Origin of the sequence: Nocardia altamirensis NBRC 108246 (assembly GCF_001612685.1) — a bacterium.
GTDB classification, from domain to species: domain Bacteria; phylum Actinomycetota; class Actinomycetes; order Mycobacteriales; family Mycobacteriaceae; genus Nocardia; species Nocardia altamirensis.
Genome location: NZ_BDAY01000076.1, coordinates 1 through 25,525, shown reverse-complemented (window position 1 = coordinate 25,525; position 25,525 = coordinate 1). Strand labels below are relative to the sequence as shown.

Below are 25,525 nucleotides of genomic sequence, written 5' to 3'. Positions count from 1 at the left end.
GGCAGGAATAACAGCATCTCGACTCGCCGAGCGGTTGCGGCCCGGCAAACAAACTGGAACGCGTTGCAAATTAGAACAAGTTCTATATTCTCGACGGCATGAAGGTCGCAGTCACCGGCGCAGCCGGCTACCTTGGCACGAACCTGCTCCGCCTGCTCGTCGCGCGCGGCCACGAGGTCACCGCCATCGATCGCGTGGTGCCGCAGGCAGCCACCGAGCCGAACGTCACCTGGGTGAGCGGCAACGTGCTCGACCAAGCGTCGATGCGGGAAACATTGGCAGGCGCCGAGATCGTCTACCACCTCGTCGCGGTGATCACCCTCGCGGAGAAGAACGACCTCGCCTGGAAGGTGAACACCGAAGGCGTGCGCGTGGTCGCCGAGGCCGCGCTCGAGGTCGGCGCGCGCCGCATGGTGCACGCCAGCTCGATCCACGCGTTCAACCAGTACCGCTGCGGCGGACGAATCGACGAGACCGCCCCGCGCTCCACCGACACCACGCTGCCCGTCTACGACCGCTCCAAATGGGCAGGCGAGATCGCCCTGCGCGCGGTGATCGACAAGGGTCTCGACGCCGTGCTCTGCAACCCGACCGGCGTGTTCGGCCCACTCGACTACAGCAAGCCACTCTCCCGCATCAACCGCACCCTCAAAGACGCTGCCAACGGCCGCATTCCGGCGATGATCGGCGGCGGCTTCGACCTCGTCGACGTGCGCGACGTCGCCGAAGGACTGATCCTGGCAGGCGAGCACGGCCGCACCGGCGAGAACTACCTGCTCGGCGGCGAGATGATCTCGATGCTCGACCTGTGTCGCCTGGCCGCGGGCCACGGCGGCAAGAGGGGCCCGAAGTTCGCCATCTCCCCCAAGCTCGTCGCGGGCGCGATCCCGGTGCTCGCCCCGATCGGCAAGCTCTTCAATTCCGATATCGTCTCGAAAGCCGCACTGGGCGCCCTGATTTCGGCCCCGCTCGTCGATCACGCCAAGGCCGAAAGCGAACTCGGCTACTGCCCGCGCCCCACCGACGACACCGTCCGCGACCTGGTTGCCTTCTTCGCCGACCCGACCGCTATGACCCCGCCGGACACTCGACAGATTGCTTGACCCACCGACCTCACGGGGCGCCGGGCGGGAAGCACTGGTTCGCAATGAAATTCCGACGATGGCGCCGAAACACATCGTTGAGCTCCTTGCGGAACGCCAGCGGCGCCTCGTTGACGTCGATGAGTCCCAGCTCGACCTGTTCCTGCACCACCAGCGCCGCCTCGGTCGCCGCTGCGGCGCTGAGCACCGCGGCGAATTCCTTGGAGATGACGGTCCCGTTGGCCAACTGTTTGGGCGCGGAGATGCGCGTCGGCACCGAAATCGGGGTGATCACCGGCACGCCGTTCTGCAGGAAACCGAAGGCGATCGGAACGCATTGCGTCTGTTGACTATTGGCCCCGAGATCACGGAAGACGAACGCCGTCGGACTGAACCTCGGCATCGCCGAGGCCGGCGTCGGCGCGGGCGCACCGCCCGACGGCGCGGGTGCAGGCGCCTCCTCGGCGGGCGCGTCGCCGGACGAGGACCCACCCGACGGTGGCGGATTCGACGTCTCCTCGACGACAGTCACGTCGGTCCCGGATGTCTCGGCGGTGCCTGTCTCCGGATTCACCGTCACCGTGCCGACGACCTCGCCGCCCGCGTCGACGACCACACCGATGGCTCCGCCACCGCCACCACCCGAATCGCCGCCCGTCGAACCACCGCCGGAATCGCCGCCGCCGCTCCCACCGCCACTGAATCCCCCGCCGCTTCCCCCGCTCCCCGAGCTGAATTCCTCGACGACCGTGACGCCATCGATGTCTTCCTCGTCACCCTCTTCCGCCGCTTCGGTTTTCGGTGTGAGGTCATCGTCGTTCTCGTCGGCCATCATCCGAGAATATGCCGGTCACACCGGCTTTTTCGGCGAACTCCGCAGGTTGGGGCGAAGACCGGACCGCGAGCACCACTTGCGCCCTTATGGGAACACATGTTCGACTGGAGGGGTGCGGTGGCAAAACCAAACCCTGGATGCCGACGACGGCGCCCTGCCCGGGCTGACCCGGGCCGGGTTGACGCGCACCGTGCAGACACCGGAATTCGAGGGCATCACCTTTCACGAGGTGCTGTGCAAGAGCGCGCTGAACAAGCTGCCGGAGAATTCGGCGATGTCGTTCCAGTGGACGATCAATCCGATGCGCGGTTGTTCGCACGCCTGCCGGTATTGCTTCGCCAGGCCGACGCACGAGTATCTGGATCTGGACGCGGGCCGCGATTTCGATTCGCAGATCGTGGTGAAGACGAATATCGCCGCGGTGCTGCGCAAGGAGCTGGGCAGGCGGTCCTGGCATCGCGAACCGGTCGCGCTCGGCACCAACACCGATCCGTATCAGCGGGCCGAGGGGCGATACCGGTTGATGCCGGGCATCATTCGCGCGCTCACCGATTCGGGAACGCCGTTCTCCATCCTCACCAAGGGCACGCTGCTGCGCCGGGATCTGCCGCTGCTGACCCTGGCCGCGCGCGAGGTGAAGGTGAGTCTCGCGGTGTCGATCGCCATCTTCGACCTCGATTTGCATCGCAGTCTCGAGCCGGGCACACCGTCGCCGAAGGCGAGGCTGGAGCTCGTCCGTGCGCTGTCGGACGCGGGGTTCGAGGTGAATGTGCTGGTGGCGCCGGTCATTCCCTATCTCACCGACGGCAAGGCGCACCTGGACGGGCTGTTCGGCGCGATCGCCGAGGCCGGGGCGCACTCGGCGGTCGCGTTTCCGATGCATCTGCGCGGCAGCACCAGGGGCTGGTTCCTGAACTGGCTCGGCGAGCACCATCCCGCGCTGCTCCGGCGCTATCGCCAGCTCTACGGCCGCGGCGCGTACGTGCCGCCCGAGTATTCGACCTGGCTACGCGGCCGCCTCGATCCGCTGCTCGAACGGCACGGCCTGACACCGGAAAAACCGGCCGAACCGGAGACACAACCGGAAAGTCCGCACGCCGCCGACCCGCAGCTGGCATTGTTCGCCTGACGCCTGAACCGGCAGTTCTTGTGGAACCGCACATATCGGGCGGACGCACCGCGTGGTGCGGAGTAGTTTGGCGATGGCACCCTCTCATCGACGAGGAAGTGAAGCAGGCACATGGTTTCGCACCACAATGATGTCGGCACTACCCAAAACGATGCCGGCGCAGCGAAATTGGAAAAGGTCGTCATTCGGTTCGCCGGAGACTCCGGTGACGGCATGCAGCTGACCGGTGATCGTTTCACGCACGAAGCGGCCGCGTTCGGCAACGACCTCGCCACCCAGCCCAACTTTCCCGCCGAGATCCGGGCGCCACAGGGCACGTTACCTGGTGTTTCGTCGTTCCAGATCCAGATCGCCGACTACGACATTCTCACCGCAGGCGATCAGCCCGACGTGCTCGTCGCGATGAATCCGGCGGCGCTGAAGGCGAACCTGGAGGATCTGCCGCGCGGCGCCACCGTGATCGTGAACACCGACGAGTTCACCAAGCGCAACCTCTCGAAGGTCGGCTACCCCGCCGACCCGCTCGGCGACGACACGCTGTCCGACTTCGTGGTCCATCGCGTCCCGATGACCTCGCTCACGCTTGGCGCCACCGAATCCACCGGCGTCGGCAAGAAAGACGGGCAGCGCGCGAAAAACATGTTCGCGCTCGGGCTGCTGTCCTGGATGTACGGGCGGCCGATCGGCGGCACCGAACAGTTCATGCGGGAGAAGTTCGCGGCCAAGCCGGAGATCGCCGAGGCCAATGTGCTGGCGTTCCGCGCAGGCTGGAATTACGGCGAGACCACCGAAAGTTTCGCAACCACCTACGAAATCGCGCCTGCGAAGCTGCCCGCAGGTACCTATCGGCAGATCACCGGCAACACCGCGCTCGCCTACGGTCTGGTCGCAGCAGGCCAGCTCGCCGGGCTTCCGGTTTTTCTCGGCACCTATCCGATCACGCCCGCCTCCGACATCCTGCACGAGCTGAGCAAGCACAAGAACTTCGGCGTCACCACCTTCCAAGCCGAGGACGAGATCGCCGGAATCGGTGCGGCACTCGGCGCTTCGCTCGGCGGCGCACTCGGCGTCACCAGCACGTCCGGGCCGGGGCTCGCGCTCAAGAGCGAAACCATCGGCCTCGCAGTGATGACCGAGTTGCCGCTGCTGGTGATCGACGTGCAGCGCGGCGGGCCGTCCACCGGCCTGCCGACCAAGACCGAGCAGGCCGATCTGCTGCAGGCACTGTACGGGCGCAACGGCGAATCGCCGGTCGCGGTGCTCGCGCCGCGCTCCCCCGCCGACTGCTTCGCCACCGCGGTGGAGGCGGCCAGGATCGCACTCACCTATCGCACGCCGGTGCTGCTGCTGTCCGACGGTGCGATCGCGAATGGTTCTGAGCCGTGGTCGATTCCGCGTGTCACCGAGCTCGCGCCCATCGATCCGGCATTCGAACCCGACGGGGACGACGCGGATCCGTTCCAGCCTTACGCGCGCGATCCGGAAACCCTGGCCAGGCCGCTCGCGGTGCCGGGCACCAAGGGGCGCGCGCATCGGATCGGTGGGCTGGAGAAGGCCGATGGCAGCGGCAACATCTCCTACGATCCGGTCAACCATGAACTCATGGTTCGGTTGCGCCAGGCCAAGATCGACGGAATCGCCGTGCCCGACATCGAAGTCGACGACCCGGACGGCCGCGCCGAGCTGCTGCTCATCGGCTGGGGCAGCTCCTACGGGCCGATCGGTGAGGCCTGCCGCAGGGCTCGACGACGCGGGGTGCCGGTCGCCCAGGTGCACCTGCGTCATCTGAACCCGTTGCCCGCCAACCTCGGTGCGGTGCTGCGCCGGTATCGCACCGTGGTCGCGCCGGAGATGAACGGCGGCCAGCTCGCCATGCTGCTGCGGGCGAAATACCTGGTCGAGGTGCAGCCGTGGACGAAGATCGCGGGCACCGCGTTCTCCGCGCAGGAACTCGTCGGAGTCATCGACGCCGCGCTGGACGGGTCGATCGAGGACATGGAACACGACAAAGCCTTCGCCGCTCGCGCGCAGGCTGTCTATCGGACTGGGGGCAACGAATGACCATCATGGAAACCTCGCTTGTCGGCACAGATCTCGGCCTGACCGGGCTGTCGGGGGTCCCCGCGGCCGACGGTCCACAGAAGGCGAAAGACTTCACCTCCGACCAGGAGGTGCGCTGGTGCCCCGGGTGCGGTGATTACGTCATCCTCGCCACCGTGCGCGGCTTCCTCGCCGAGCTCGGATTACGCAGGGAGAACCTGATGTTCGTGTCCGGGATCGGCTGCTCCAGCCGGTTCCCGTACTACCTGGAGGCCTACGGCATCCACTCGATTCACGGGCGCGCGCCCGCCATCGCCACGGGTCTCGCGGTGACGCGGCCTGACCTGTCCGTGTGGGTGGTGACCGGCGACGGTGACGCGCTGTCCATCGGCGGCAACCATCTCATCCACGCGCTGCGCCGCAACGTGAACATGACGATCCTGTTGTTCAACAACCGGATCTACGGCCTCACCAAGGGCCAGTACTCGCCGACCTCGGAGCAGGGCAAGATCACCAAGTCGACCCCGATGGGCTCGGTGGACCACCCGTTCAACACACTGTCGATCGCGCTCGGCGCCGAAGCCACCTTCGCCGCACGCGCTTTGGACTCCGACCGGGCCGGGCTGACCGAGGTGCTACGCGCCGCCGCCGAGCACCGCGGCACCTCGTTCGTCGAAATCCTGCAGGACTGCCCGATCTTCAACGACGGTTCCTTCGACGCGCTGCGGCGCGACAACGCCGCCGACCATCTGGTCCCGCTGCATCACGGCCAGCCCATCCGGTTCGGCGCCGACAATGAATTCGCGGTCGTGCAAAGCGGTTTCGGCTTGGCCGTGGTGCGCGCCGACACCGTGGCGGAGTCCGACATCGTGGTGCACGACGCCTACGCCGACAACCCCGAGTACGCCTACGCGCTCTCTCGCCTCTCCGACCAGTCCCTGGACCACGTCGTCACCGGCATCTTCCGCAGTGTTGCCCGCCCCACCTACGACGACGGTGTCCGCACCCAGATGACCACCGCTCGCGAACGCAAGCCGCTCGAGGAGAACTCGCTGCAGAACCTGCTGAACGGCCCGGAAACCTGGACGGTCAGTTAGGGCCGCGCACGCCGAGTCGACACCCGTGCGTGTGCCAAAAGGTGTGCGGCTGAGGCGGATCAGGAACGCTTGGCGAAGCCGAGGTCGACGACGGCATCGCGTTCCTGGGTGAGTTCGGCGACGCTGGTGTCGATTCGGGTGCGGGCGGCGGCGTCGATGTCCAGGTCGGGGACGATCGTGTAGGTGCCGTCGGCGCAGGTGACGGGGAATGAGCTGATCAGGCCCTCGGGAACGCCATAGGAGCCGTCGGAGGGGACCGCCATGGAGACCCATTCGCCAGGTGCGGTGCCGCGGAACCAGTCGTGGATGTGGTCGAGGGCGGCGCTCGCGGCGCTGGCCGCCGAGGACGCGCCGCGCGCCTGGATGATGGCGGTGCCGCGCTGCTGCACGGTCGGAATGAAAACGTCGGTGACCCAGGCGGGGTCGTCGATCAGATCGAGGGCCGGACGTCCGTCGATAGTGGCGTGCGCGATGTCTGGGAACTGGGTCGCGGAATGGTTGCCCCAGACGGCGACGCGGGCAATGTCGGCGGCGGGCGCGCCGGTCTTCTTGGCCAGCTGCGCGATCGCGCGATTGTGATCAAGGCGCGTCATCGCGGTGAAACGCGCCGCAGGCACGTCGGGGGCGTTGCTCATCGCGATGAACGCGTTGGTGTTGGCCGGGTTACCAACCACGAGCACCTTCACGTCGTCGGCGGCACTGGCGTTGATCGCGGCGCCCTGCGCGGTGAAGATCGTCCCGTTGGCGGCCAACAGATCCGACCGCTCCATCCCTGCCGTCCGCGGTCGCGCGCCCACCAGCACCGCGACGTTCGCACCCGAAAACCCTTGCCACGGATCGTCACTGATGTCGATGGACTCCAGCAGCGGAAACGCGCCGTCCTCCAACTCCATCGCCACCCCCTCCAGCGAGGCGACCGCGGCCGGGATCTCCAACAGCCGCAGCCGCACCGGCGTCTCCGGACCGAGCATCGCCCCCGACGCGATCCGGAACAGCAGGCCATAAGCGATTTGCCCCGCCCCACCGGTCACGGCAACGGTCACAGGCGCGGTCCGAGCAGCGGTACTCACGACTAACTCCTTGCAGTAGACGGACTCCCGCCCCAACCCTATCGACTCCCATCGCGCCCGAATCCCCGCGGTGAGCAACGCGACAGTGAACACCCCCGCACCTCGCAGATCCAGCCAACGAGTGGCACACCACGGAGAGGTCTTCTCGCACTTTGCCGCAGCCATGTACCACTCGTGAGCCGGACTCCCCGGCCGAACCACCCCTTCTGGAGTTGGTCGGCTGATCACGGGGTACTGGTGTAGGCATCGCGCGGGAAGCCACCTGCACCAGTACCCTCTCGGCCTGTTTCCATCCTGAGCGAGACCTCGCAGCGCGACATATCCCAGACCACGCCGGAGGTCGGTGGGTGCGCCGTCGCAGGTGGCCTATGTGGTCAGCCGAGGGCGGCGACTTCGCGGTCGGTGAGGACGATCGGGGAGACGTAGTCCTTGGTGCGGGCCATTTGGACGGCACGGTAGAGGGGGCGTTCGGCCAGGCCTGCGTCGCGGGCTTCGGCGCGCAACTGCTGGACCAGCATGGCCGAGACCGCGACGGCGGCGGCGAGTTGGCTGGCGGCGAGGGCGTCGGCCAGGCGCCGCAGGCCGAGCAGGTGCATTTCGCGGCCGCTGCCCGCGTCGGTGTACATGGCCAGCGGGACGACCTGGGAGATCTCGCCCGCGGTGACCCGGAGCACGATCCGGCTGAGCCGGGCCGGGAAGATCAGCACCTCGACGCCGGTGGCCGCGGCGATCTCCACCTGCCGCTCGCCGAACACCCGGCGCGCATGAATGATGGTGCCCGACAACCACATTCGCCGTCGCCGCAACGCGACCGCATAGCCGACGGTCGGCGCACCGACCACCACCCCGACGAGCACCGCGATCGGCCAGCTCGCCACGGTCGCCGTCAACAGCGCCGACCCGATCCCGACGCCCGCGGCGGCCAACGCCAACCGCCGCAACATCGGCGCGTACATCTCGGGTGCCACGAGATCGAGTCCAACGGGATCCGTCTGCTGCCCACCAGAATTCGCCTGCACTGGCTCAACCCTCTCCGCAACCCCGCGCCACCTCGTGCGCGCAGAACGTTACCCCCACCACCAGCACCGCGGTGTACCTTTCCGTCTCCAACAACACACCGCCGCCTCACCCGCCCGTCGAGCAGCAACGAATGAGATATGCCGCGGCGAACATCAATGAGGCCGCCACCCCACTCCTCCAGCCGACGACGCGCGCCGTGACCATGCCTGCCCTCGAGTAGCGCTCCGCCACGTTCGGCTCGCCAACCGCCGACCTCAACGGCCGCCGTGCTGATCGGCCGCCGTCGCGGTCAGCCGCCATCGTGATCGGCCCCCGTCATGATCGGCCGCCATCACGGTCAGCCGCCATCACGGTCAGCCGCCATCACGGTCAGCCGCCATCACGGTCAGCCGCCATCACGGTCAGCCGCCATCGCGGTCAACCGACGTCGAGTGCATGAGACCAACGTCGATCAGCGACGGCCAACTTCGTTGAGACCAAGACGGCGCTGGCAGGCCCGAGTCAGGGTGCGGGCCGCCGGGCCTGTCTACGAGGAGACGTCGAGTGCTTCCCGGAGGGTGGTGATCACGTCGTCGAGGGGGATCTGACGTTGGTCGCCGGTTGCCATGTCTTTCAGGCCGATGGTGTTCTCGGTGAGGTCGCGGTCGCCGAGGACCAGGGTGAACTTGGCGCCGGAACGGTCGGCGGCTTTCATAGCACCCTTGACGCCGCGGCCGCCGTAGGCGAGGTCGACGCTGATGCCTGCCGCGCGCAGCAGGCCCGCGAGGACCACCAGGCGTTGCTGGGACGTTTCGCCGAGCGGCACACCGAAGACCTCGCAGCGCGCGGGGTCACCCGCGGACTTGCCCTCGGCTTCCAGCGCCAGCATGGTGCGGTCGACGCCGAGCCCGAATCCGATGCCGGACAACGGTTGTCCACCGAGCTGCGCCATCAGGCCGTCGTAGCGACCGCCGCCGCCGATGCCGGACTGGGCGCCGAGACCGTCGTGCACGAATTCGAAGGTGGTCTTCGTGTAGTAGTCGAGGCCGCGCACCATCCTCGGGTTCACCACGTACGGGACGCCGAGCGCGTCGAGGTGTCCGAGCACCTGCTCGAAGTGGGTCTTGGCGGATTCGGACAGGTGATCGATCATCAGCGGCGCGTCGGCGGTCATCGCGCGCACCTCTGGCCGCTTGTCGTCGAGCACGCGCAGCGGGTTGAGCTCGGCACGCCGCTTGGTTTCCTCGTCGAGCGGCAGCCCGAACAGGAACTCCTGCAACATTTCCCGATATTGCGGGCGACAGGTGTCGTCACCGAGTGAGGTGACCTCCAGCCGGAAACCTTCGAGCCCGAGGCTGCGGTACCCGGCGTCGGCGATCGAGATCACCTCGGCGTCGAGCGCGGGATCGTCGATGCCGATCGCCTCGATGCCGACCTGCTGCAACTGTCGATACCGCCCGGCCTGCGGCCGCTCGTACCGGAAGAACGGCCCGTTGTAGACCAGCTTCACCGGAAGCTGCCCGCGATCGAGCCCGTGCTCGATGACGGCCCGCATCACACCTGCGGTCCCCTCGGGGCGCAGCGTCACGCTGCGGTCGCCGCGATCGGGGAAGGTGTACATCTCCTTGCTGACCACGTCGGTGGACTCGCCGACGCCGCGCGCGAACAGCCCGGTGTCCTCGAAGACCGGCAGCTCGATATGCCCGTACCCGGCCAGTTTGGCGGCCCGAATCAAGCCGTCGCGCACCGCGACGAATTCGGCCGAGCCGGGCGGAACGTAATCCGGCACCCCCTTCGGGGCGGAGAAGCTGCTGGTCTTGGTCACGATGGTCCAGTTTCCACCATCGCGCCCGCTCGAGTCCAACCGGTTATGGCCAGCGGCCCGATCGCTCACCGACGACTGTGAGCCACACCGCTCTACTCGCCGCACTCCCAGCTCTCGTCGAGAGCATCACCAAGGGACGATCCGCTGGTCTGGCCACTGACGACACCACCCGGACGGTCAGCGCACCAGGGTGACGGTGACCTGGTCTACTTCAGCCCGGTCGATATTCCCGTCAGTGGTGTAAATGTCCCAGATGATGAGGAGGGTGGCGGGCCCGAGCCGGAATGGGAAGTACTCCGGCGTCGGAAGTGTGAACGCGTAGCGGCGCTCGGTGCCATCACAGGTCAGCATGTCCGGCCATTTCTCCGTGGTGCTGAACGCGCGGTGCTCGGTTGCGGAGTCGACTTGTTCCAACCAGCTGCTGCCGAAGAGTTTGCCCTGACCGCCGCGACAGGTGTAGTTGCCAGCGATCTGCACGCTGCCGTCGGCGTTGAGATGCTGGCTCGGGTCGGCAGTGATAACGGCTAGTGGCGGGTCCGCACCGACCGGGCCTGCAAGCGCGGCCACACCGGCGAACCCCATCGCGGTGGCGACAGCCAGTTCGATGATCCGATTCTTGCGCACGACTTTTCGGAGATATTCGACCATCATGGAAACTCCCTCTTGTGGAGGTTAGGAATTCGAAGGCGAAGATGTATCGGCAAGCGTAGCCACACTGTGTTCGTGTCCCGATCCCCCGAAAGTATGGTCATTGCGCAAATCGCTTGTGTTCCTATACTTCCCAAGATCGGAAAAGTCACCCGCAATTCTGGTGCCACCGAGATCGGGGGCAGCCGAACCCGAAAGCCGAGCAGTCTCTTTCGGTTTCACCATACGGTCGCCGGAAGGCACTGATCACAGGGCATTTCGAGGACGCAAAGACGGCTCGGAAAATCCGAGTTGCCTCGGTGCGGATAACTCGGAACAATAGTGCTCGGGGAGGAATCACGCAGTCGACTCCGTCGACGACTCTGCACAGAACAGAGGCTGCTCCTTGGGCTTCACGGACATACAACGAGAGTGAACATGGCGGGGGCAGCTAACAATCCGAATCCAGCACACGGCCTGGCAGGACTCGGAAGCCAGGGGCTCATCAAGATGGAGCCGGAAGTGGCGAGGACAGGTGTCATTCTGTGTCAGAACGCGATCGCCACCGTATTGGCGATCAGCGCGAAGTCCGTCGAAGTGTCTGCGCTGAAGCCCTTCAGCAATCTGGGCACCGGTGCAGAACTCGCCAGCAAGTTCTCCGGCAAAGCGCGCGACCTGACGAGCATCATGGCGCTGCACGTCAGGATTCTCAACGACCTTGCGGACGCCTTCAAGGCAGCGGCAAAAGCACACGAGGGAGCGGACGCCGCGTCCAGGCGTGAGTTCTACAAGCTCGCGATGCCGACCACGCCTGGCGATCTCGGCCCGAGCCCGACCCTTCCCGATCTGAGCAAACCGGGCAATGACTTCGACATTCTGCTCCACCTGCCTCCTAGCTATCAAAAGCGCGATGAGTTCGCCAATTTCAAAGGAGAGGTGGACAACTGGAACGTCGGACTCGAAACGCCCTCCGCCATCTCCTACGAACAGTACGCAGGACTGCCGCACTCGATCCGAACGGACTACATCACTTACGTGGCGGACAGCTGGATTCTGATGGCGAAGAAGTTGCGAGAGGGGTTCACGACGTTTCGCGAAGGCCTGAACAGCTTCGAAGGGCGCTGGGGCGGATACGGCAAAAAGCGAGCGGTAGCGGCAACGCAGAAGTATGCGGGGATGACCGAGCTGGTGGCACACGACGTCGGATGGATCGGCGCCAACCTGCGAGACGCCGCCGACTGGCTCGGGCGAACCCGGGCCCAAATGTTGACCGAGCTGTCGGCAAGCCGAGGCCCCGGCGGATGGCCCGACCCCACCGTGGATATCCGCCCACGCTTCTACCCGATCATCTCGGGTTCCTATAACCCCGGAGTCACCGCGTCGAGCACTGGTGTTCCGGTGCTGAAGCCGCCGGATAGCCCAGTGACTGGTGTCCCGGGTGCTCCCGGTCAGACAGGCAAGCCCAGCACGGGCAGGCCCGGCACGGGCGGGCGCCCCAAAGGCCTCCGGCCCGGCTCGCCGCTGCGCGATGCCGGACGGCGGCCCGCGCAAAACCTTCCTGGGCAACAGCCGGTTCCGAACCTTCCTGGGCAACAGCCGGTTCCGAGCCTCCCACCACCGGACGAGATCAGAACCGGCCCTGCGCGGCCAGGCAACCCAGGACTACCGACCGGCGGACCGCTGATCGAGCCGACTCCGCCGCGGCAGCCGAACGGCGAGCCGCTGACCAAGCCGATAACCCCAGGCATGCCACCGGGTCTGGATCAGCTGCTCCAAAATGCCCAGCGGGCAATACCACCGGAACTAAAGCCGACTGCTCCGGCGAGCGTCCACCCGGCGGCCGCTGATCCCGCAGGCCCAAAGCTCGGCGGACCTGGACCAGGCCCGGGCGGTGCTCCCGGTCCGGGTCTGCCGAACACCCCACTCGCGGAGGCACAATCGCGGTTGTTCCCCCGCGCAGGGCTGCCGACCACGCCAGTCGGCGCCGAGGTGGCCAACGCCGCGCGCACCGGAATGTCCGCGATGCCGGGCACTCCCGGCAGTCCGGGCGCCGCGGGTTCCCCCGGCGCAGGCCAAGACAAGGAGTACAAGCGCCTGAGCCACTTGGATTCCAAGGACAACCTCGACGAGGCGATGGGCGCGCCACAGTTGGTGTCGGAGCCAGTGGTGGGTGAATGAGCCGAACCTGGCACCTCAGCGACGTCGAATTCGTCTCGCTCTGGGAAGGTGTGACTGACGAGGCAGTGCCTGCACCGCTGGCCTTTTCGAGCCGGACACCGCGATATGACGACTATGTGCGCGAGATGTTCGACACGCGAGAACGCCTGCGCGCATCTCTCGATCCGGTTATAAACGTTGTGCTGCAGACCATTTCGCGGCCCGACATCGGCATCAACGCGTACGCGTACGATCCCCGGGATCCGCAGAATCCGAAGCGCTGCGTCCGGTTGCTCGGCGCTCGACGCGACGGGCGCGGCTATGTCACGAAGCAGCTGCCAGGCGAAACCCTATGGCACAGTGGCGGGTTCACCATCTTCGAGTGCGACGAGGTCGACCTCGCCGCTGCGGTGGTGCGGCAGCTGCCCGATGCCGCCGCAGGCCGGCGCACGGGCCTGCTGCTCCCCGTGCCGGACGACGACACGATGGACCATCGTTACGGCCGTTCCGATGTCCTCAGGTCGGTCGCGGACTCACCGGAACGTGCTGCCGCCGCATTCCTCGACGAACCGACGGCACTGCGCGGAACGATCGACATCATCCAAGGCCACTCGCTCTTCGGCCCACGTGGCATCACGGGACACACCATCACGTGGCGCGATGTCATCGATGACGGGCGCTATGCGATCACACCGGGCAATCACCCCACCGCCAATGGCGTGGACGCCAAGCGCCTCGCAGCGATGGTCGATACCGCTGTCGCCGAGGTGGTTCGGGCGATCGATGACGAACACGTCTAGCCCCGTTCATCGCTCGGCTGACCGGGGACCGCTCAGCGGCTCACCGCGCCCCGTTCCTCCTCGTCCCGCATAGGATTGCCTGATGGGAGGGCATGAACAAGAGATCCGGTTCTGTGCTGTCGACGGGTCACCGGTCGCGGCGGCGATCGTCGGCGCCGGGCCGCCGCTGGTACTGACCTCCTGGTGGACCGCCAACCTCGAGGTGAACTGGGCGGGTCCGCGATTTCGTACCTTCCTCAGCGGGCTCGCCGACCGGCACACCGTCATTCGCTACGACCGGATCGGTTCCGGTCTCTCTGCGGGGGCACGGACGACAGACGAGCTGAGCCACGAGTGGGAGGTGCACACGCTCCGTGCGGTGGTGGACGCCCTCGAGCTGGACCGATTCGATCTGCTCGGGATCTCGGAGGGCGGCGGAGTCGCCGCGAATTACGCCGACCAGCACCCGGATCGGGTCGGTCGGCTGGTCACCTTCGGCGCGTACGCCAACGGCGCGGCGGTGGCGTCGTCCGAGGTGCGCGCATCGCTGCTGAGCATGGTGCGCGCGCACTGGGGACTCGGGTCGCGGGTGCTCGCCGATGTGTGGGTGCCCGACGCCGACACCGACGAGCGAGCAGAGATCGCACAGAACCAGCGCGCCGCGGCCACACCGGAGACCGCCGCGGCCCTCTTGGAGTTGGCGTACCAGGTCGATGTGGGAAAAGTCTTCGAGCGGTTGACGATTCCGGTGCTGGTGATGCATCGGCGCGATGATCGGGCGGTCTCGTTCCGCAATGCCGTTGAGCTGGCGGGCCTTGTCCCCGGCGCTCGACTGCTGCCGGTGGACGGCTCCGCGCATCCGCCGTGGTACGGCCATGCCGGTTCGGTGGTCGCACCGATCCTGGCCTTCCTGGCCGAAGATGCGCGCCGCGCGACGCCGCAATCGCCTTCGTCCGCAACAGTTCTCAGCGATCGCGAGCGCGCGGTGCTACGACTGGTTGCCGCCGGACTCGGCGATGCACAGATCGCGCAAACGCTGTTCCTCAGCCCGCACACCGTGCACCGGCACGTGGCCAACATTCGCGCCAAGCTCAACCAACCCACCCGAGCCGCCGCGGCGGCCGCAGCGGTTCAACAGGGCCTGATCTAACGAACGACGGCAGTGGTCTACTTGACCGCCTGACCGCAGATGAGCGGCCGGACGATGCTCGGCATGCCGCGCCAGTCAGCGGTCCGGTAAGTCGGGCCGACATCGAAGTGCTCGTCCAGCAGCGCCAGCGTCGCCCGGTTGCAGTGGCAGCCCGCGGCGATGGCTCGCCACGTCCGGACCCAACGGTCTTGGCGGCGGGCAAGTTCGGGGTCGTCGGCGCGGACGTGCTCGATGAAGAGCAGCCTGCCGCCAAGGCGGAGCACTCGCCGTACCTCACGGAGGGCGGCGTCCGGGTCCGGCACGGTACACAGCACCAGCGTGCCGACCACCGTGTCGAAGCTGTCCGACTCGAACGGGAGCGTCTCGGCACCCGTGCACAGCGTCGCCGCCGCGCGGTGGACGCGCTGCAGCCGCCGCCGGAGCCTGCGCAGCATGGCCGGATCCGGCTCGGTCAGCATCAGTTCGGTGAGTTCCGCCGGATAGCCGGTGATGTTGCGACCGGTGCCTGCACCGATTTCCAGCACCCTGCCCTCGGCGGTGGCCAGCAGCTCGCGGCGCAGCGCCGCCATCGTCCGGCGCTCCCCGAGCGCGATGACCGGGTCGTACACCGCTGCGCTGCAACGGCTGAGGAGGCCTGCGCGTGGCACGCTCGGCGTAGTTGTCGACATGACAGCAGTTCTACCGACCGCGTACTGCGATCCGCTTCGCGCTATCCGGCCATCCGGGTCTACTGGCCGGATCGGGCCATCCGGCGGCCGGTCCCGGTCTGCACCACCATCATCGGTCGCTGCCCGACTTTGTCCTTCAAGAGAACAAACTTGGATCGATTTCATCGAAAGCACCGACAGCGGGCGACAAAGTGCGGTTGAATCTGCTCAGCAGGGAGAAAGAAGCAGCTGATGCGGATTGCGGCCAGACCCGAGAACGCCCACCAGGCACGGCTTTTGCGGCTGCTGCGCGACCGGGGACCGCAATCGCGGTCGGAGCTGGCACACCCCATGGAGCTGTCCCGATCCAAGCTCGCGGTGGAACTCGACCGACTCGCCGCGCTCGGGCTTGTCGAAGCGGGCGGGCTGGCCGCATCCAGTGGCGGCCGTCGCTCGGCGATCGCCACCCTCGCATCGGGTCTGCGCTTCGCGGCCATCGACATCGGGGCCACCTCGATCGATGTCGCGGTGACCGACGGCGAATTGCGAGTGCTCGGACAGCTTTCCGAGCCGTGCGATATCCGGCAGGGGCCAGCGGCGGTGCTGGAACGGGCACTGGATCTGCTCGGCAAGCTCCGCACGGACGAACAGATGGCGGGGCGGTTGCACGGCGCGGGCGTCGGCGTGCCAGGACCGGTCAGCTTCCGCGAGGGCATGCCGGTCGCACCGCCGATAATGCCTGGCTGGCACCGGTTTCCGGTGCGCGAGGTGATCGCTCAGGAACTCGGCTGCCCGGTGCTGGTCGACAACGACGTGAACATCCTCGCGCTCGGCGAAATGCAGGCAGGCTCAGCACATTCGGTGGCGGACTTCCTGCTTGTCAAGGCGGGCACCGGAATCGGATGCGGCATCGTCGTCGACGGCGGCATCTACCGCGGCGCCTCCGGTAGCGCCGGCGATATCGGCCATCTCCGGATCACCGACGACGGACCGGTCTGCGCCTGCGGCAACAGCGGCTGCCTAGAGGCCTACGCGGGCGGCGCGGCGCTGGCCAGGGAGGCCGCGGCGCGGGCAGGGCGATCACCGTTCCTCGCCGACCGCCTCGCCACCGCGGGCGCGCTGACGGCGACGGACCTCGCCGATGCCGCCGCGGCCGGAGATCCGGTGGCAGTGGCCATGATTCGCGAAGCGGGCACGCATCTGGGGACGGCGCTGGCCGGGCTGGTCAGCTTCTTCAACCCCGGCCTCGTCGTGATCGCGGGCGGGCTCACCGGATTCGGGCACCCGCTGCTCGCCGAGATCCGCAGCGTGGTCTATCGCCGATCACTGCCGCTGGCCACCGGCAACCTACCGATCGTGCTCTCCGAACTCGGCGAGCTCGGCGGGGTGATCGGCGCCGCACGACTCATCAGCGACCACATCTTCAGCGTCGCCTGACGACCGGGGCAAGGAGCCGCCCATGAACACCGTGCTGACCATGCGAGGCATCGTCAAGGACTTCCCCGGTGTACGCGCCCTCGACCACGTCGACCTCGAGGTCCGCGCGGGCGAGGTGCACTGCCTGCTCGGCCAGAACGGGGCAGGCAAGTCGACGTTGATCAAAATCCTTGCCGGAGCTGACAATCCGGATGCAGGCGAGTTGAGCTGGCAGGGCAGGCCGGTGCGCCTGTCCGGTCCCGCCGCGGCGACCAAGCTCGGCATCGCCACGATCTACCAGGAATTGGATCTGTGCGACGGGCTCGACATCGCCGAGAACATCTTCCTCGGCCACGAGCACGCCCGCGCCGGATTCACCCGCAGGGTATCGACCGCCCGCGCCGCGACCGCGCTGCTCGAACGCCTCGGCCACGGGGAATTGCGCCCCGACACGCTCGTCGGCACGCTGCCCGCGGCCGCCAAACAGGTGGTCAGCATGGCGCGGGCGCTGTCCTACGACGCACGGCTCATCGTGATGGACGAACCGTCGGCCGCGCTCGGCAACGACGAGGTGTCCAACCTGTTCCGCATCATCGACCAGCTGCGCGCGGATGGTGTTGCGGTCGTGTATATCTCGCATCGTCTCGACGAGATCCGTGCCATCGGCGACCGGATCACCGTGTTGAAGGACGGCCGCACCGTCGCCGCCGGACTGCCCGCACGGACGACCGGGACCACGCAGATCGTCGCGCTGATGACCGGCAACGGCGCGGTGGCGACCCTCACGCACCAAGCACCCACGCGCAGCGACACCGAGGTGCTGCGCGTAACGGAACTCGGTCTGGCAGGCCGGTTCCACGATCTCTCGTTCACCGTGCATGCCGGGGAGATCGTCGGCCTCGCCGGGCTGGTCGGCGCGGGCCGGTCAGAGGTTCTGGAAACGATCTACGGCGCGCGGCGTCCGTCGGCGGGGCAGATCCTGGTCGACGGCCGCCGGATCCGGCCGGGCAGCACCACCGCCGCAGTCGCCGCCGGACTCGGGCTGGCGCCCGAGGAACGCAAATCGCAGGGGCTGTTTCTGCTGGAATCGGTGGGGCGCAACGTTTCTGCCGCGTCATTGCCGCGCTACTCGCGGTTCGGCTGGTTCGATCGCCGCAGGCAACGCGCCGACACCGGCGACCTGCTCGCCCGCGTCGGCGTCCGCCCGGCCGACCCCGACTATCCGGTGCGCGGGCTGTCCGGCGGCAATCAGCAGAAGGCGGTGCTGGCCCGCTGGCTGCTCGACGACTGCCGGGTGCTCCTGCTCGACGAGCCGACCCGCGGCGTCGACGTCGGCGCGCGTGCCGATGTGTACGCCCAGGTCCGCAGGCTCGCCGAGCGCGGAGTCGCGGTGCTGATGGTCTCCAGCGACCTGCCGGAACTGCTCGGCCTCGCCGACCGGGTGCTCGTGCTGCGCGACGGCGAGATCATCCACACCGCGCCCGCGGCCGACCTCACCGAGCAGGACATCGTCGCGATGATCATGGAAGGAAGTGCGCTGTGAGTGAGCGAACCGAAGGTGGGTTACCCACGACGGAGCCGAACGGCAGCGAGGTGTAGTCGTGAGTGAGCGTCACACAGTGCACGCGGAAGCGAAACCGCGTGCGGCCGAAGGTGATCCACCCGGCCGGACGGCGCGAGCCCGCCGCAAGTCGGTCGGCGAACTCCGCAAACACCTCACCCTGATCATCGCGCTGCTCGCGCTGCTGCTCGTCGGCGCGCTCACGAAGGGCGAGGACTTTCTCAGCACCAGCAACATGATCACCATCCTGACCCTTGCCTCGGTGATCGGCGTAGTCACCGTCGGCATGACGTTCGTGATCATCGGCGGCGGCATCGACCTGTCCGTCGGCGCGATCATCGCGCTGGCCTCGGTCTGGTGCACCACCACCGCAACCCAGTCCTACGGCGTCGGCGGCATGGTGCTCAGCGCGTTGCTCGTCGGCCTGTGCTGCGGCCTACTGAACGGGGCGCTCATCGCCTACGGCCGGTTGGTGCCGTTCATCGTCACGCTCGCCATGATGGTGGCCGCGCGCGGGCTGGCCGAGCAGATCTCCGGGCGGCAGTCCCAGCTCGTCACCACCGATCTGCTTGCGCTCGCGCAGGAGCGGGTGCTCGGCATCCCGCTGCTGGTCTATCTGTTCCTCGTGGTCGTGGCGATCGGCTGGATCGTGTTGGAGCGCACCACCTTCGGACGCCGCAGCGCGGCCGTCGGCGGCAATCCGGAGGCGGCGCGGCTGGCGGGCATCGACGTCCGCCGGCACACCCTGCTGCTGTACGCGGTATCCGGATTGTGCTGCGGTATCGCCGCCATCATGCTCACCGCCCAAACCACCACCGGCACAAGCACCAACGGCCAGCTCTACGAACTGGACGCGATCGCGGCGGTGGTCATCGGCGGGACGCTGCTCAGCGGCGGCTTCGGCACCATCACCGGCTCAATCCTCGGTGTGCTCGTCTTCACCGTGATCGAGGACCTGTTCATCCTCAACAACCTCGAACAACCCATCCAAGCAATCGGCAAGGGCGCCATCATCGTCGCGGTCCTGCTGTTCCAGCGGTTCGGCCGCGCCCGCGCGGTGCCGACCCTCACCTGATCCTCCAGTGCCTAATCCACCTCGCCCTCCTCTAGGAACACCATGAGCACCACAACCTCCCTCCCCCGCCGCGGCATCCTGCTGACCGGTCTCGCCGCAGGCGCAGGCGTCCTCGCGGCCGCCTGCACGTCCAACGACACCAGCTCCGGCACCCAGGTGGCCGGCAACACCGGCGACAACGCCGCGGCCGGACAGCAAGTGCGCGTTGGGTTTTCCGCACCCGCCGCGGACCACGGCTGGACGGCCGCGATCACCCGCAACGCGCGGGCACAGGCGGAGAAATTCACCGACGTAACGCTCAACGTCACCGAGGGCACCAACGATGTGGCCCGCCAGATCGAGCAGGTGCAGACGATGATCAACCAGAAGGCCGACGTGCTGGTGATCCTGCCGTTCGACGGCAACGCGCTCACCGAGATCGCGAAAAACGCCATGGCCGCTGGCATTCCGGTGATCAACCTCGATCGGGTCTTCGCCTCGGCGCTGGCGTACCGCACCTGGATCGGCGGCGACAACTATGGAATGGGCGTAAACGCAGGCAATTTCATCGTCCGCAAGATGAAGGACGCAGGCGTCGCCGACCCGGTGATCGTCGAGGTGGCCGGGATCGACAACCTCCAGCTCACCCAGGAGCGCAGCAAAGGCTTCCACGACGCCCTCGCCGCCGCCGGAATGCGGATCACCGCACGGCAATCCACCGACTTCACCGCCGCGGGCGGCCAGCAGGTCGCCAGCCAGATGCTGCAGGCGACGCGCAAGATCGACGCGATGTGGAACCACGACGACGATCAGGGCATCGGCGTGCTCGCCGCGATCAAGCAGGCCAACCGATCCGGCGAGTTCGTCATGGTCGGCGGTGGCGGCTCGGCACAGGCGATGAAGGAGATCCAGTCCGGCAGTTCGCCACTGCAGGCGACCGTGCTCTACAGCCCCGCCATGGCCTCCTCCGCGGTGGCGGTGGCCCGGCTGCTCGGACAGCGCAGAGCACTCGGCGATCTCGCCGAACACGATGTGCCCGCGAAGATCACGACGTTCTCCGCGGTCGTCACCAAGGACAACGCCGAGCAGTACCTGGCGAACGGCTACTGACCGATCGGAGCAAGATGACCTCGACAGACCGCCGCACCCTCGGCATCGCGCTGGTCGGCCACGCCTTCATGGGCCGTGCGCACTCGCATGCCTGGCGCAGTGTCGACGCGTTCTTCGACCTGCCGTGGCGTCCGGTGCCGGTCGCGCTCGCTGGCCGCGACGCGGGCAAGGCCGCCACCGCCGCCGGACGGCTCGGCTGGGCGAGCAGCGTGGACGATTGGCGGAAGTTGCTCGATCGCGACGATGTCGATCTCATCGATATCTGCACCCCCGGCGACAGCCACGCCGAAATCGCCATCGCCGCACTGGATGCGGGCAAACATGTGCTGTGCGAGAAGCCGATGGCCAACACCGTCGCGGAAGCCGAGGCGATGGCCGCCGCGGCTGAGCAGGCCGCTGTGCGCGGAGTGCGCTCGATGGTGGGGTTCAGCTACCGACGGGTGCCCGCGCTGGCGCTGGCGCGAAACCTGGTCGCGCAGGGGCGAATCGGCGCCATCCGGCACGTGCGCGCGGTGTACCTCCAGGATTGGCTCGCCGATCCCGGTGCACCGCTCAGCTGGCGGCTCGATCGGCGCCGGGCAGGCTCGGGGGCGCTCGGCGATATCGGCGCGCACATCATCGACGCCACCCAGTTCGTCACCGGCGAGGCAGTCACCGGAGTGTCGGCACTGCTGGACACGTTCGTCACCGAACGTCCACTGCCGGACGGGCCCGGCCACGGCGCGGTCACCGTCGACGACGCCGCGCTGTTCCTCGGGCGGCTCTCCGGAGGCGGCCTCGCCTCGTTCGAGGCCAGCAGGGTGGCCACCGGACGCAAGAACGCACTTCGCCTCGAGCTCAACGGAACTCACGGCAGCCTCGCCTTCGACCTGGAGGCGATGAACGAGCTGTGGTTCCACGATCACACCGAAGGGCCGCAAACCGCGGGCTTCCGCCGCATCCTGGTGACCGAGCCAGAGCACCCCTACACCGGAGCCTGGTGGCCCGCCGGGCACGGGCTCGGCTACGACCACGCCTTCACCAACGAGGTCGCCGACCTGGTCATCGCGATCGCGGCGGGCAAGGACCCGAGCCCGAGTTTCGCCGACGGACTCGCGGTGCAGCGGGTGCTCGACGCCGTCGAGGTGAGCGCGGCCGACGCAGGCCGCTGGACCGCTATCGCAGGAGCACAACCATGAGACCGATCACGCTGTTCACCGGCCAGTGGGCCGACCTGCCCTTCGACGAGGTGTGCCGCCTGGCCGCGGACTGGGGCTACGACGGACTCGAAATCGCCTGCTCCGGCGACCATTTCGAGGTGGACAAGGCACTCGCCGATCCAGGCTACTCGACACTCAAGCGGAAAACCCTGGAGCGCTACGGCCTCCAGGTCTTCGCGCTGTCCAACCATCTCGTCGGCCAGGCCGTCTGCGATCACCCGATCGACGAGCGCCATCGAGCCATTGTGCCGCAGCGTATTTGGGGCGACGGCGAGCCGGAGGGGGTACGGCGGCGCGCCGCGGCCGAGATGGCCGACACCGCACGGGCCGCCGCGCAGCTCGGCGTGCAGACCGTCGTCGGCTTCACCGGATCCAGCATCTGGCACACCGTCGCGATGTTCCCGCCCGTGCCGCCGGCCACCATCGAACGCGGCTACCAGGACTTCGCGGACCGCTGGAATCCGATCCTGGACGTCTTCGACGCCGAAGGGGTCCGCTTCGCGCACGAGGTCCATCCCAGCGAAATCGCCTACGACTACTGGACCACCGTGCGGACACTGGCCGCCGTCGACCACCGCTTCGCCTTCGGATTGAACTGGGACCCTTCCCATTTCCTCTGGCAAGACCTCGACCCGGTCGCCTTCATCCTCGACTTCGCCGACCGGATCTACCACGTGGACTGCAAGGACACCCGCATCCGCCGCAACGACGGCAGACGCGGCCGCCTCTCCTCACATCTGCCATGGGGCGATCCGCGGCGCGGCTGGGACTTCGTCTCCACCGGCCGCGGCGACGTGCCGTGGGAAGACTGCTTCCGCGCCCTCAACACGATCAACTACACCGGCCCGATCTCCATCGAATGGGAGGACGCGGGCATGGACCGCCTCGCGGGCGCGCCGGAAGCCCTCGCGTTCGTCCGCGCCCGCAACGCGCTCACCCCACCCGCCACCGCGTTCGACGCCGCCTTCAACACCGATCATTGACCGCAGCCCTCCGGTGTGTCGCGGCAACACCACAGCAGACCCGATCATCGACCGCGCCGACACACCCCGGTTCCTGGCTGACACCGTCCTGCCGCGAGTGTGAGGCGCACCGCTCTCAGGAAGTGTCGGGCAGTCTCAGGAATAAATGGCACACTACTAAGCCGTAACAACCGGACACGGGAGGAACGTGGTAGTGCCGAGCAACGAACAGCGGCGAGCAGCGGCGAAACGCAAGTTGGAGCGCCAGCTCGCCAACCGGGCCGAGCGCGCACGCAGGCGCAAGCAACTCACGATCGCCGGGTCAGTGCTCGGGGTCATTGTCGTGGTCGCGGCTGTGACCGGCGTGTATTTCCTCACACGCGGCGACGACAAGGCCGAGGCCAAGGACGCGACCCAGTCGAGCAGCACCCCCTCCGTCGCGGCAGCGCCCGCGGCGAAGGCCAAGCCCGCGCAGGTCAACTGCGTCTACAAGGACAGCGAGAAGCCCGCCGACAAGCCGGTCACCAAGCCGGCGAAGGCCGAAGGCATCCCGACCACGGGCGCTGACGCGAAGGTCAGCATCAGCATGGAGACCAGTCAGGGCCCGATCGGCCTGACCCTCAACAACGCCGAATCACCCTGCACGGTGAACAGTTTCGTCAGCCTGGCGTCGCAGAAGTTCTTCGACGGCACCAGCTGCCACCGGATGACCGCCAGCGAGGGCCTGAAGGTGTTGCAGTGCGGTGACCCAACCGGCACCGGCATGGGCGGCCCCGGGTACGCGTTCGACAACGAGTACCCGACCGATCAGATCGACCCGAACGATCCGAAGTCCGCGCAGACCGCCATCGCTTACAAGCGTGGTGTGCTCGCGATGGCCAACGCGGGCCCCGGTACCAACGGCAGCCAGTTCTTCATCGTCTACGGCGATTCGCAGCTGCCGCCGAACTACACCATCTTCGGAAACGTCGACGAGAACTCGCTCGGCACCCTGGACAAGATCGCCAAGGGTGGCCAGGACGACTCGAACGGCCCCGGCGACGGCAAGCCGAAGGAGCCGGTCACCATCCAGTCGGTTCGGATCGACTGACCAGCGCGCGCCCGAGTCGGGCCCAGCACCGATTTTTCGGTCCGGGCCCGACACGTGTCGCAATCAGGTTAGGTGCGCCTAATCCTCCGGTTAGGGTTGGCTCAGACCGGAGATCCTCCGGCGCGTTCCTCGGCCTGTCGGAAATGTGCGATATATGCTGATAAGCGGCACGGCCGTACGGTTGCGCCGAGCCTTTCTCGGGTAACCTCGAAACAAGGAGTTCCCGTAGCGTAGTAACCCCTTCGCTCGAGTGACCCTCGAGCAAGGCACGCCACGCAACGAGTTCTCTCGGTGTCCAAGTTTGCAGCCGGGACAGCGTCCACGGACTACAGTTCGCGTGGCGGTGTCGTTGACGAAGCACCACAACATCCATAGTGATCACTGCAGCATCGGGGAGCAGCCATGTCCGAGGAACTGGACGACATCGGCCGCGAGACAGCGGCCATGATGAGGACAATGTTGCAGCTTGCGACGTTGGTCGCACTGCGGACCCGCGAGCGTGGTCAAAAAGAAGCCGAAGCGCGCGTCAAGGTGACCGAAGCTCGCATGAAAGAGGCCCGCGAGATGCAAGTCCGCGAGGCCCGCGACGCGAAGTCCAAGGACCCGCGCAACACCGAGCTCGCCCGGATGATCGAACGACCGATCCCGGAGCGCGGCGTGTCGCTGGAGAAGGATCGCTTCACCGCGCAGGCCGAGGCGACCCGAATGGCAGGTATCGCCGCCGCGCACGCAAAGCCGGTGCTGCAGTACGACTCCCCGGAACGGCGGATGGCGATCGCTGCCCATCTCGCGAAGATGGGCGTGGCGCCGGAACTCGCCGCAGTACGGATGCTGATCGAAGTAGGCCAGGCGCAGCCCCCGATCGAGGCGGTACGCACACGGCCCGAAGAAGCCCCCGCCGTGACCAGGGCGCGCGAGCAAGAGTCCCGCGGACTCGAACGCACTCGCTGACAAACCCACCACACACCAAACGCCCGCTTCCCCAAGCGGGCGTTTACTTTTCCCCCGAAACCCCGCCGCTGCGATCTCGAAACACCCGAACCCACCCCCTCTCTGGAGTTGGTCGGTTGATCACTGGGAACTGGTGACGGCATCGCCCGAGAGGCCCTCGCCACCAGTTCCCACTCGGCACGAAACCACGAAGCGGATACCCGTGGGCTAGTTGGTCGAATGATCACGGGGCACTGATGGCGGCGTCGCCCGAGAAGGCCCCACCGTCAGAGCCCCTCACAACAAGACCACCGCTTACCAAGCGGGCGTTAACTTTTCACGCTGTACGTGCAGACCTCGCCCCGCGGGTAGTAGACCTCTTGACGTACGAAACCCTGCCGCTTCGACCTCGAACCCCGAATCAGCACCGTTCCCCGGAGTTGGTCGGTTGATCACGAGGTACTGGTGCAGGCATCGCCCGAGAAGCCACCTGCACCATTACCCCCTCGGCACGAAACCACCCCTGGATCCCACATACCGGGATCGCGGGTACTGCTGAGACCAGCAAACACGGCCAGCCCGCCCAAACCCCGAAATCCGCACCCCTTCTGGGGATCCCACATAGGTTCCATACGGTTCACAGAGCCCAGAGCCTCTCTAGAACTGTTGTGAACCGTATGGAAGGTTTGTGGATCCCCGGTGCGCCTACGAGAAGCAGCGCGCATCTCGGTAACCCGGTGGACGGTAGCGACAATTCGACTTCGTT

General features: G+C 67.2%; 21 protein-coding genes. 15 read left to right on the top strand and 6 right to left on the bottom strand.

Going from position 1 to position 25,525, the window contains the following annotated elements; all coding sequences use genetic code 11:
- The first annotated feature begins 98 nt into the window (after nucleotides 1-98).
- Nucleotides 99-1,103, top strand: coding sequence for an NAD-dependent epimerase/dehydratase family protein (locus tag NA11_RS33330; RefSeq protein WP_069166034.1), 1,005 nt, complete (start codon nucleotides 99-101; stop codon nucleotides 1,101-1,103).
- A 10-nt stretch (nucleotides 1,104-1,113) separates the two neighbouring features.
- Here the strand turns inward: NA11_RS33330 and NA11_RS33325 are convergent, their stop codons facing one another.
- Nucleotides 1,114-1,914 (bottom strand): hypothetical protein, encoded by an 801-nt coding sequence (locus tag NA11_RS33325; protein ID WP_141717977.1) that lies wholly within the window; start codon nucleotides 1,912-1,914, stop codon nucleotides 1,114-1,116.
- A gap of 115 nt (nucleotides 1,915-2,029) precedes the next feature.
- On the opposite strand from NA11_RS33325, the gene NA11_RS33320 reads away from it, so the two are divergent.
- From NA11_RS33320 to NA11_RS33310, 3 genes are all read left to right on the top strand, one after another.
- Nucleotides 2,030-3,046 carry an Rv2578c family radical SAM protein gene (locus NA11_RS33320; RefSeq protein WP_069166032.1) on the top strand — a complete coding sequence of 339 codons (1,017 nt, stop codon included), beginning with the start codon at nucleotides 2,030-2,032 and terminating at the stop codon, nucleotides 3,044-3,046.
- Nucleotides 3,047-3,157: 111 nt separating this feature from the next.
- Nucleotides 3,158-5,107 (top strand): 2-oxoacid:acceptor oxidoreductase subunit alpha, encoded by a 1,950-nt coding sequence (locus NA11_RS33315; protein ID WP_069166031.1) that lies wholly within the window; start codon nucleotides 3,158-3,160, stop codon nucleotides 5,105-5,107.
- Nucleotides 5,104-6,183 (top strand): 2-oxoacid:ferredoxin oxidoreductase subunit beta, encoded by a 1,080-nt coding sequence (locus NA11_RS33310; RefSeq protein WP_069166030.1) that lies wholly within the window; start codon nucleotides 5,104-5,106, stop codon nucleotides 6,181-6,183. The genes NA11_RS33315 and NA11_RS33310 overlap by 4 nt, the downstream gene beginning before the upstream one ends.
- Nucleotides 6,184-6,242: 59 nt before the next feature.
- Here NA11_RS33310 and NA11_RS33305 read toward each other — a convergent pair whose 3' ends face one another.
- From NA11_RS33305 to NA11_RS33290, 4 genes are all read right to left on the bottom strand, one after another.
- Nucleotides 6,243-7,253 carry a malate dehydrogenase gene (locus NA11_RS33305; protein WP_069166041.1) on the bottom strand — a complete coding sequence of 337 codons (1,011 nt, stop codon included), beginning with the start codon at nucleotides 7,251-7,253 and terminating at the stop codon, nucleotides 6,243-6,245.
- A 374-nt stretch (nucleotides 7,254-7,627) separates the two neighbouring features.
- Nucleotides 7,628-8,221, bottom strand: a complete 594-nt coding sequence (locus NA11_RS33300) for a hypothetical protein (RefSeq protein ID WP_245746372.1) — start codon at nucleotides 8,219-8,221, stop codon at nucleotides 7,628-7,630.
- A gap of 578 nt (nucleotides 8,222-8,799) precedes the next feature.
- Nucleotides 8,800-10,077 (bottom strand): histidine--tRNA ligase, encoded by a 1,278-nt coding sequence (gene hisS / locus NA11_RS33295; RefSeq protein WP_069166040.1) that lies wholly within the window; start codon nucleotides 10,075-10,077, stop codon nucleotides 8,800-8,802.
- 177 nt (nucleotides 10,078-10,254) lie between these two features.
- On the bottom strand, nucleotides 10,255-10,728 hold the full coding sequence (locus NA11_RS33290; RefSeq protein ID WP_069166028.1) for a DUF6299 family protein: 474 nt from the start codon (nucleotides 10,726-10,728) through the stop codon (nucleotides 10,255-10,257).
- Nucleotides 10,729-11,142: 414 nt separating this feature from the next.
- Here NA11_RS33290 and NA11_RS33285 point away from each other — a divergent pair, with 414 nt between their 5' ends.
- The 3 genes from NA11_RS33285 (at nucleotide 11,143) to NA11_RS33275 (ending at nucleotide 14,790) form a co-directional block, all read left to right on the top strand.
- Nucleotides 11,143-12,882 (top strand): hypothetical protein, encoded by a 1,740-nt coding sequence (locus tag NA11_RS33285; RefSeq protein ID WP_141717976.1) that lies wholly within the window; start codon nucleotides 11,143-11,145, stop codon nucleotides 12,880-12,882.
- On the top strand, nucleotides 12,879-13,661 hold the full coding sequence (locus tag NA11_RS33280) for an ESX secretion-associated protein EspG (RefSeq protein ID WP_069166026.1): 783 nt from the start codon (nucleotides 12,879-12,881) through the stop codon (nucleotides 13,659-13,661). Before NA11_RS33285 ends, NA11_RS33280 begins: the two co-directional genes overlap by 4 nt.
- Nucleotides 13,662-13,743: 82 nt before the next feature.
- Nucleotides 13,744-14,790, top strand: a complete 1,047-nt coding sequence (locus tag NA11_RS33275) for an alpha/beta fold hydrolase (protein WP_069166025.1) — start codon at nucleotides 13,744-13,746, stop codon at nucleotides 14,788-14,790.
- Nucleotides 14,791-14,807: 17 nt separating this feature from the next.
- On the opposite strand, the gene NA11_RS33270 is transcribed toward NA11_RS33275, so the two are convergent.
- The gene (locus tag NA11_RS33270) at nucleotides 14,808-15,458 is read right to left on the bottom strand and encodes a class I SAM-dependent methyltransferase (protein WP_069166024.1); all 651 of its coding nucleotides are present in this window, start codon (nucleotides 15,456-15,458) and stop codon (nucleotides 14,808-14,810) included.
- A gap of 231 nt (nucleotides 15,459-15,689) precedes the next feature.
- Here NA11_RS33270 and NA11_RS33265 point away from each other — a divergent pair, with 231 nt between their 5' ends.
- The 8 genes from NA11_RS33265 to NA11_RS33230 all read left to right on the top strand — a co-directional run bounded on the left by NA11_RS33265 (nucleotide 15,690) and on the right by NA11_RS33230 (nucleotide 24,780).
- Nucleotides 15,690-16,874, top strand: coding sequence for an ROK family protein (locus NA11_RS33265; RefSeq protein ID WP_218023428.1), 1,185 nt, complete (start codon nucleotides 15,690-15,692; stop codon nucleotides 16,872-16,874).
- 22 nt (nucleotides 16,875-16,896) lie between these two features.
- Nucleotides 16,897-18,396: a sugar ABC transporter ATP-binding protein gene (locus NA11_RS33260; protein WP_069166023.1), complete on the top strand. Its 1,500-nt coding sequence runs from the start codon at nucleotides 16,897-16,899 to the stop codon at nucleotides 18,394-18,396.
- Between the two features lie 58 nt (nucleotides 18,397-18,454).
- Nucleotides 18,455-19,489 (top strand): ABC transporter permease, encoded by a 1,035-nt coding sequence (locus tag NA11_RS33255; protein WP_245746371.1) that lies wholly within the window; start codon nucleotides 18,455-18,457, stop codon nucleotides 19,487-19,489.
- Between the two features lie 42 nt (nucleotides 19,490-19,531).
- The gene (locus NA11_RS33250) at nucleotides 19,532-20,578 is read left to right on the top strand and encodes a substrate-binding domain-containing protein (RefSeq protein WP_069166021.1); all 1,047 of its coding nucleotides are present in this window, start codon (nucleotides 19,532-19,534) and stop codon (nucleotides 20,576-20,578) included.
- 14 nt (nucleotides 20,579-20,592) lie between these two features.
- Complete coding sequence (locus NA11_RS33245; RefSeq protein WP_069166020.1) at nucleotides 20,593-21,756, top strand: Gfo/Idh/MocA family protein; 1,164 nt, start codon at nucleotides 20,593-20,595, stop codon at nucleotides 21,754-21,756.
- Entirely contained in the window at nucleotides 21,753-22,760 is a 1,008-nt protein-coding gene (locus tag NA11_RS33240; protein WP_069166019.1) for a sugar phosphate isomerase/epimerase family protein, read from the top strand. Before NA11_RS33245 ends, NA11_RS33240 begins: the two co-directional genes overlap by 4 nt.
- 193 nt (nucleotides 22,761-22,953) lie before the next feature.
- A complete protein-coding gene (locus tag NA11_RS33235) occupies nucleotides 22,954-23,829 on the top strand; it encodes a peptidylprolyl isomerase (RefSeq protein ID WP_069166018.1) in 876 nt (291 codons plus the stop codon).
- Between the two features lie 402 nt (nucleotides 23,830-24,231).
- Nucleotides 24,232-24,780 (top strand): hypothetical protein, encoded by a 549-nt coding sequence (locus NA11_RS33230; protein WP_069166017.1) that lies wholly within the window; start codon nucleotides 24,232-24,234, stop codon nucleotides 24,778-24,780.
- The last annotated feature ends 745 nt before the right edge of the window (nucleotides 24,781-25,525 follow it).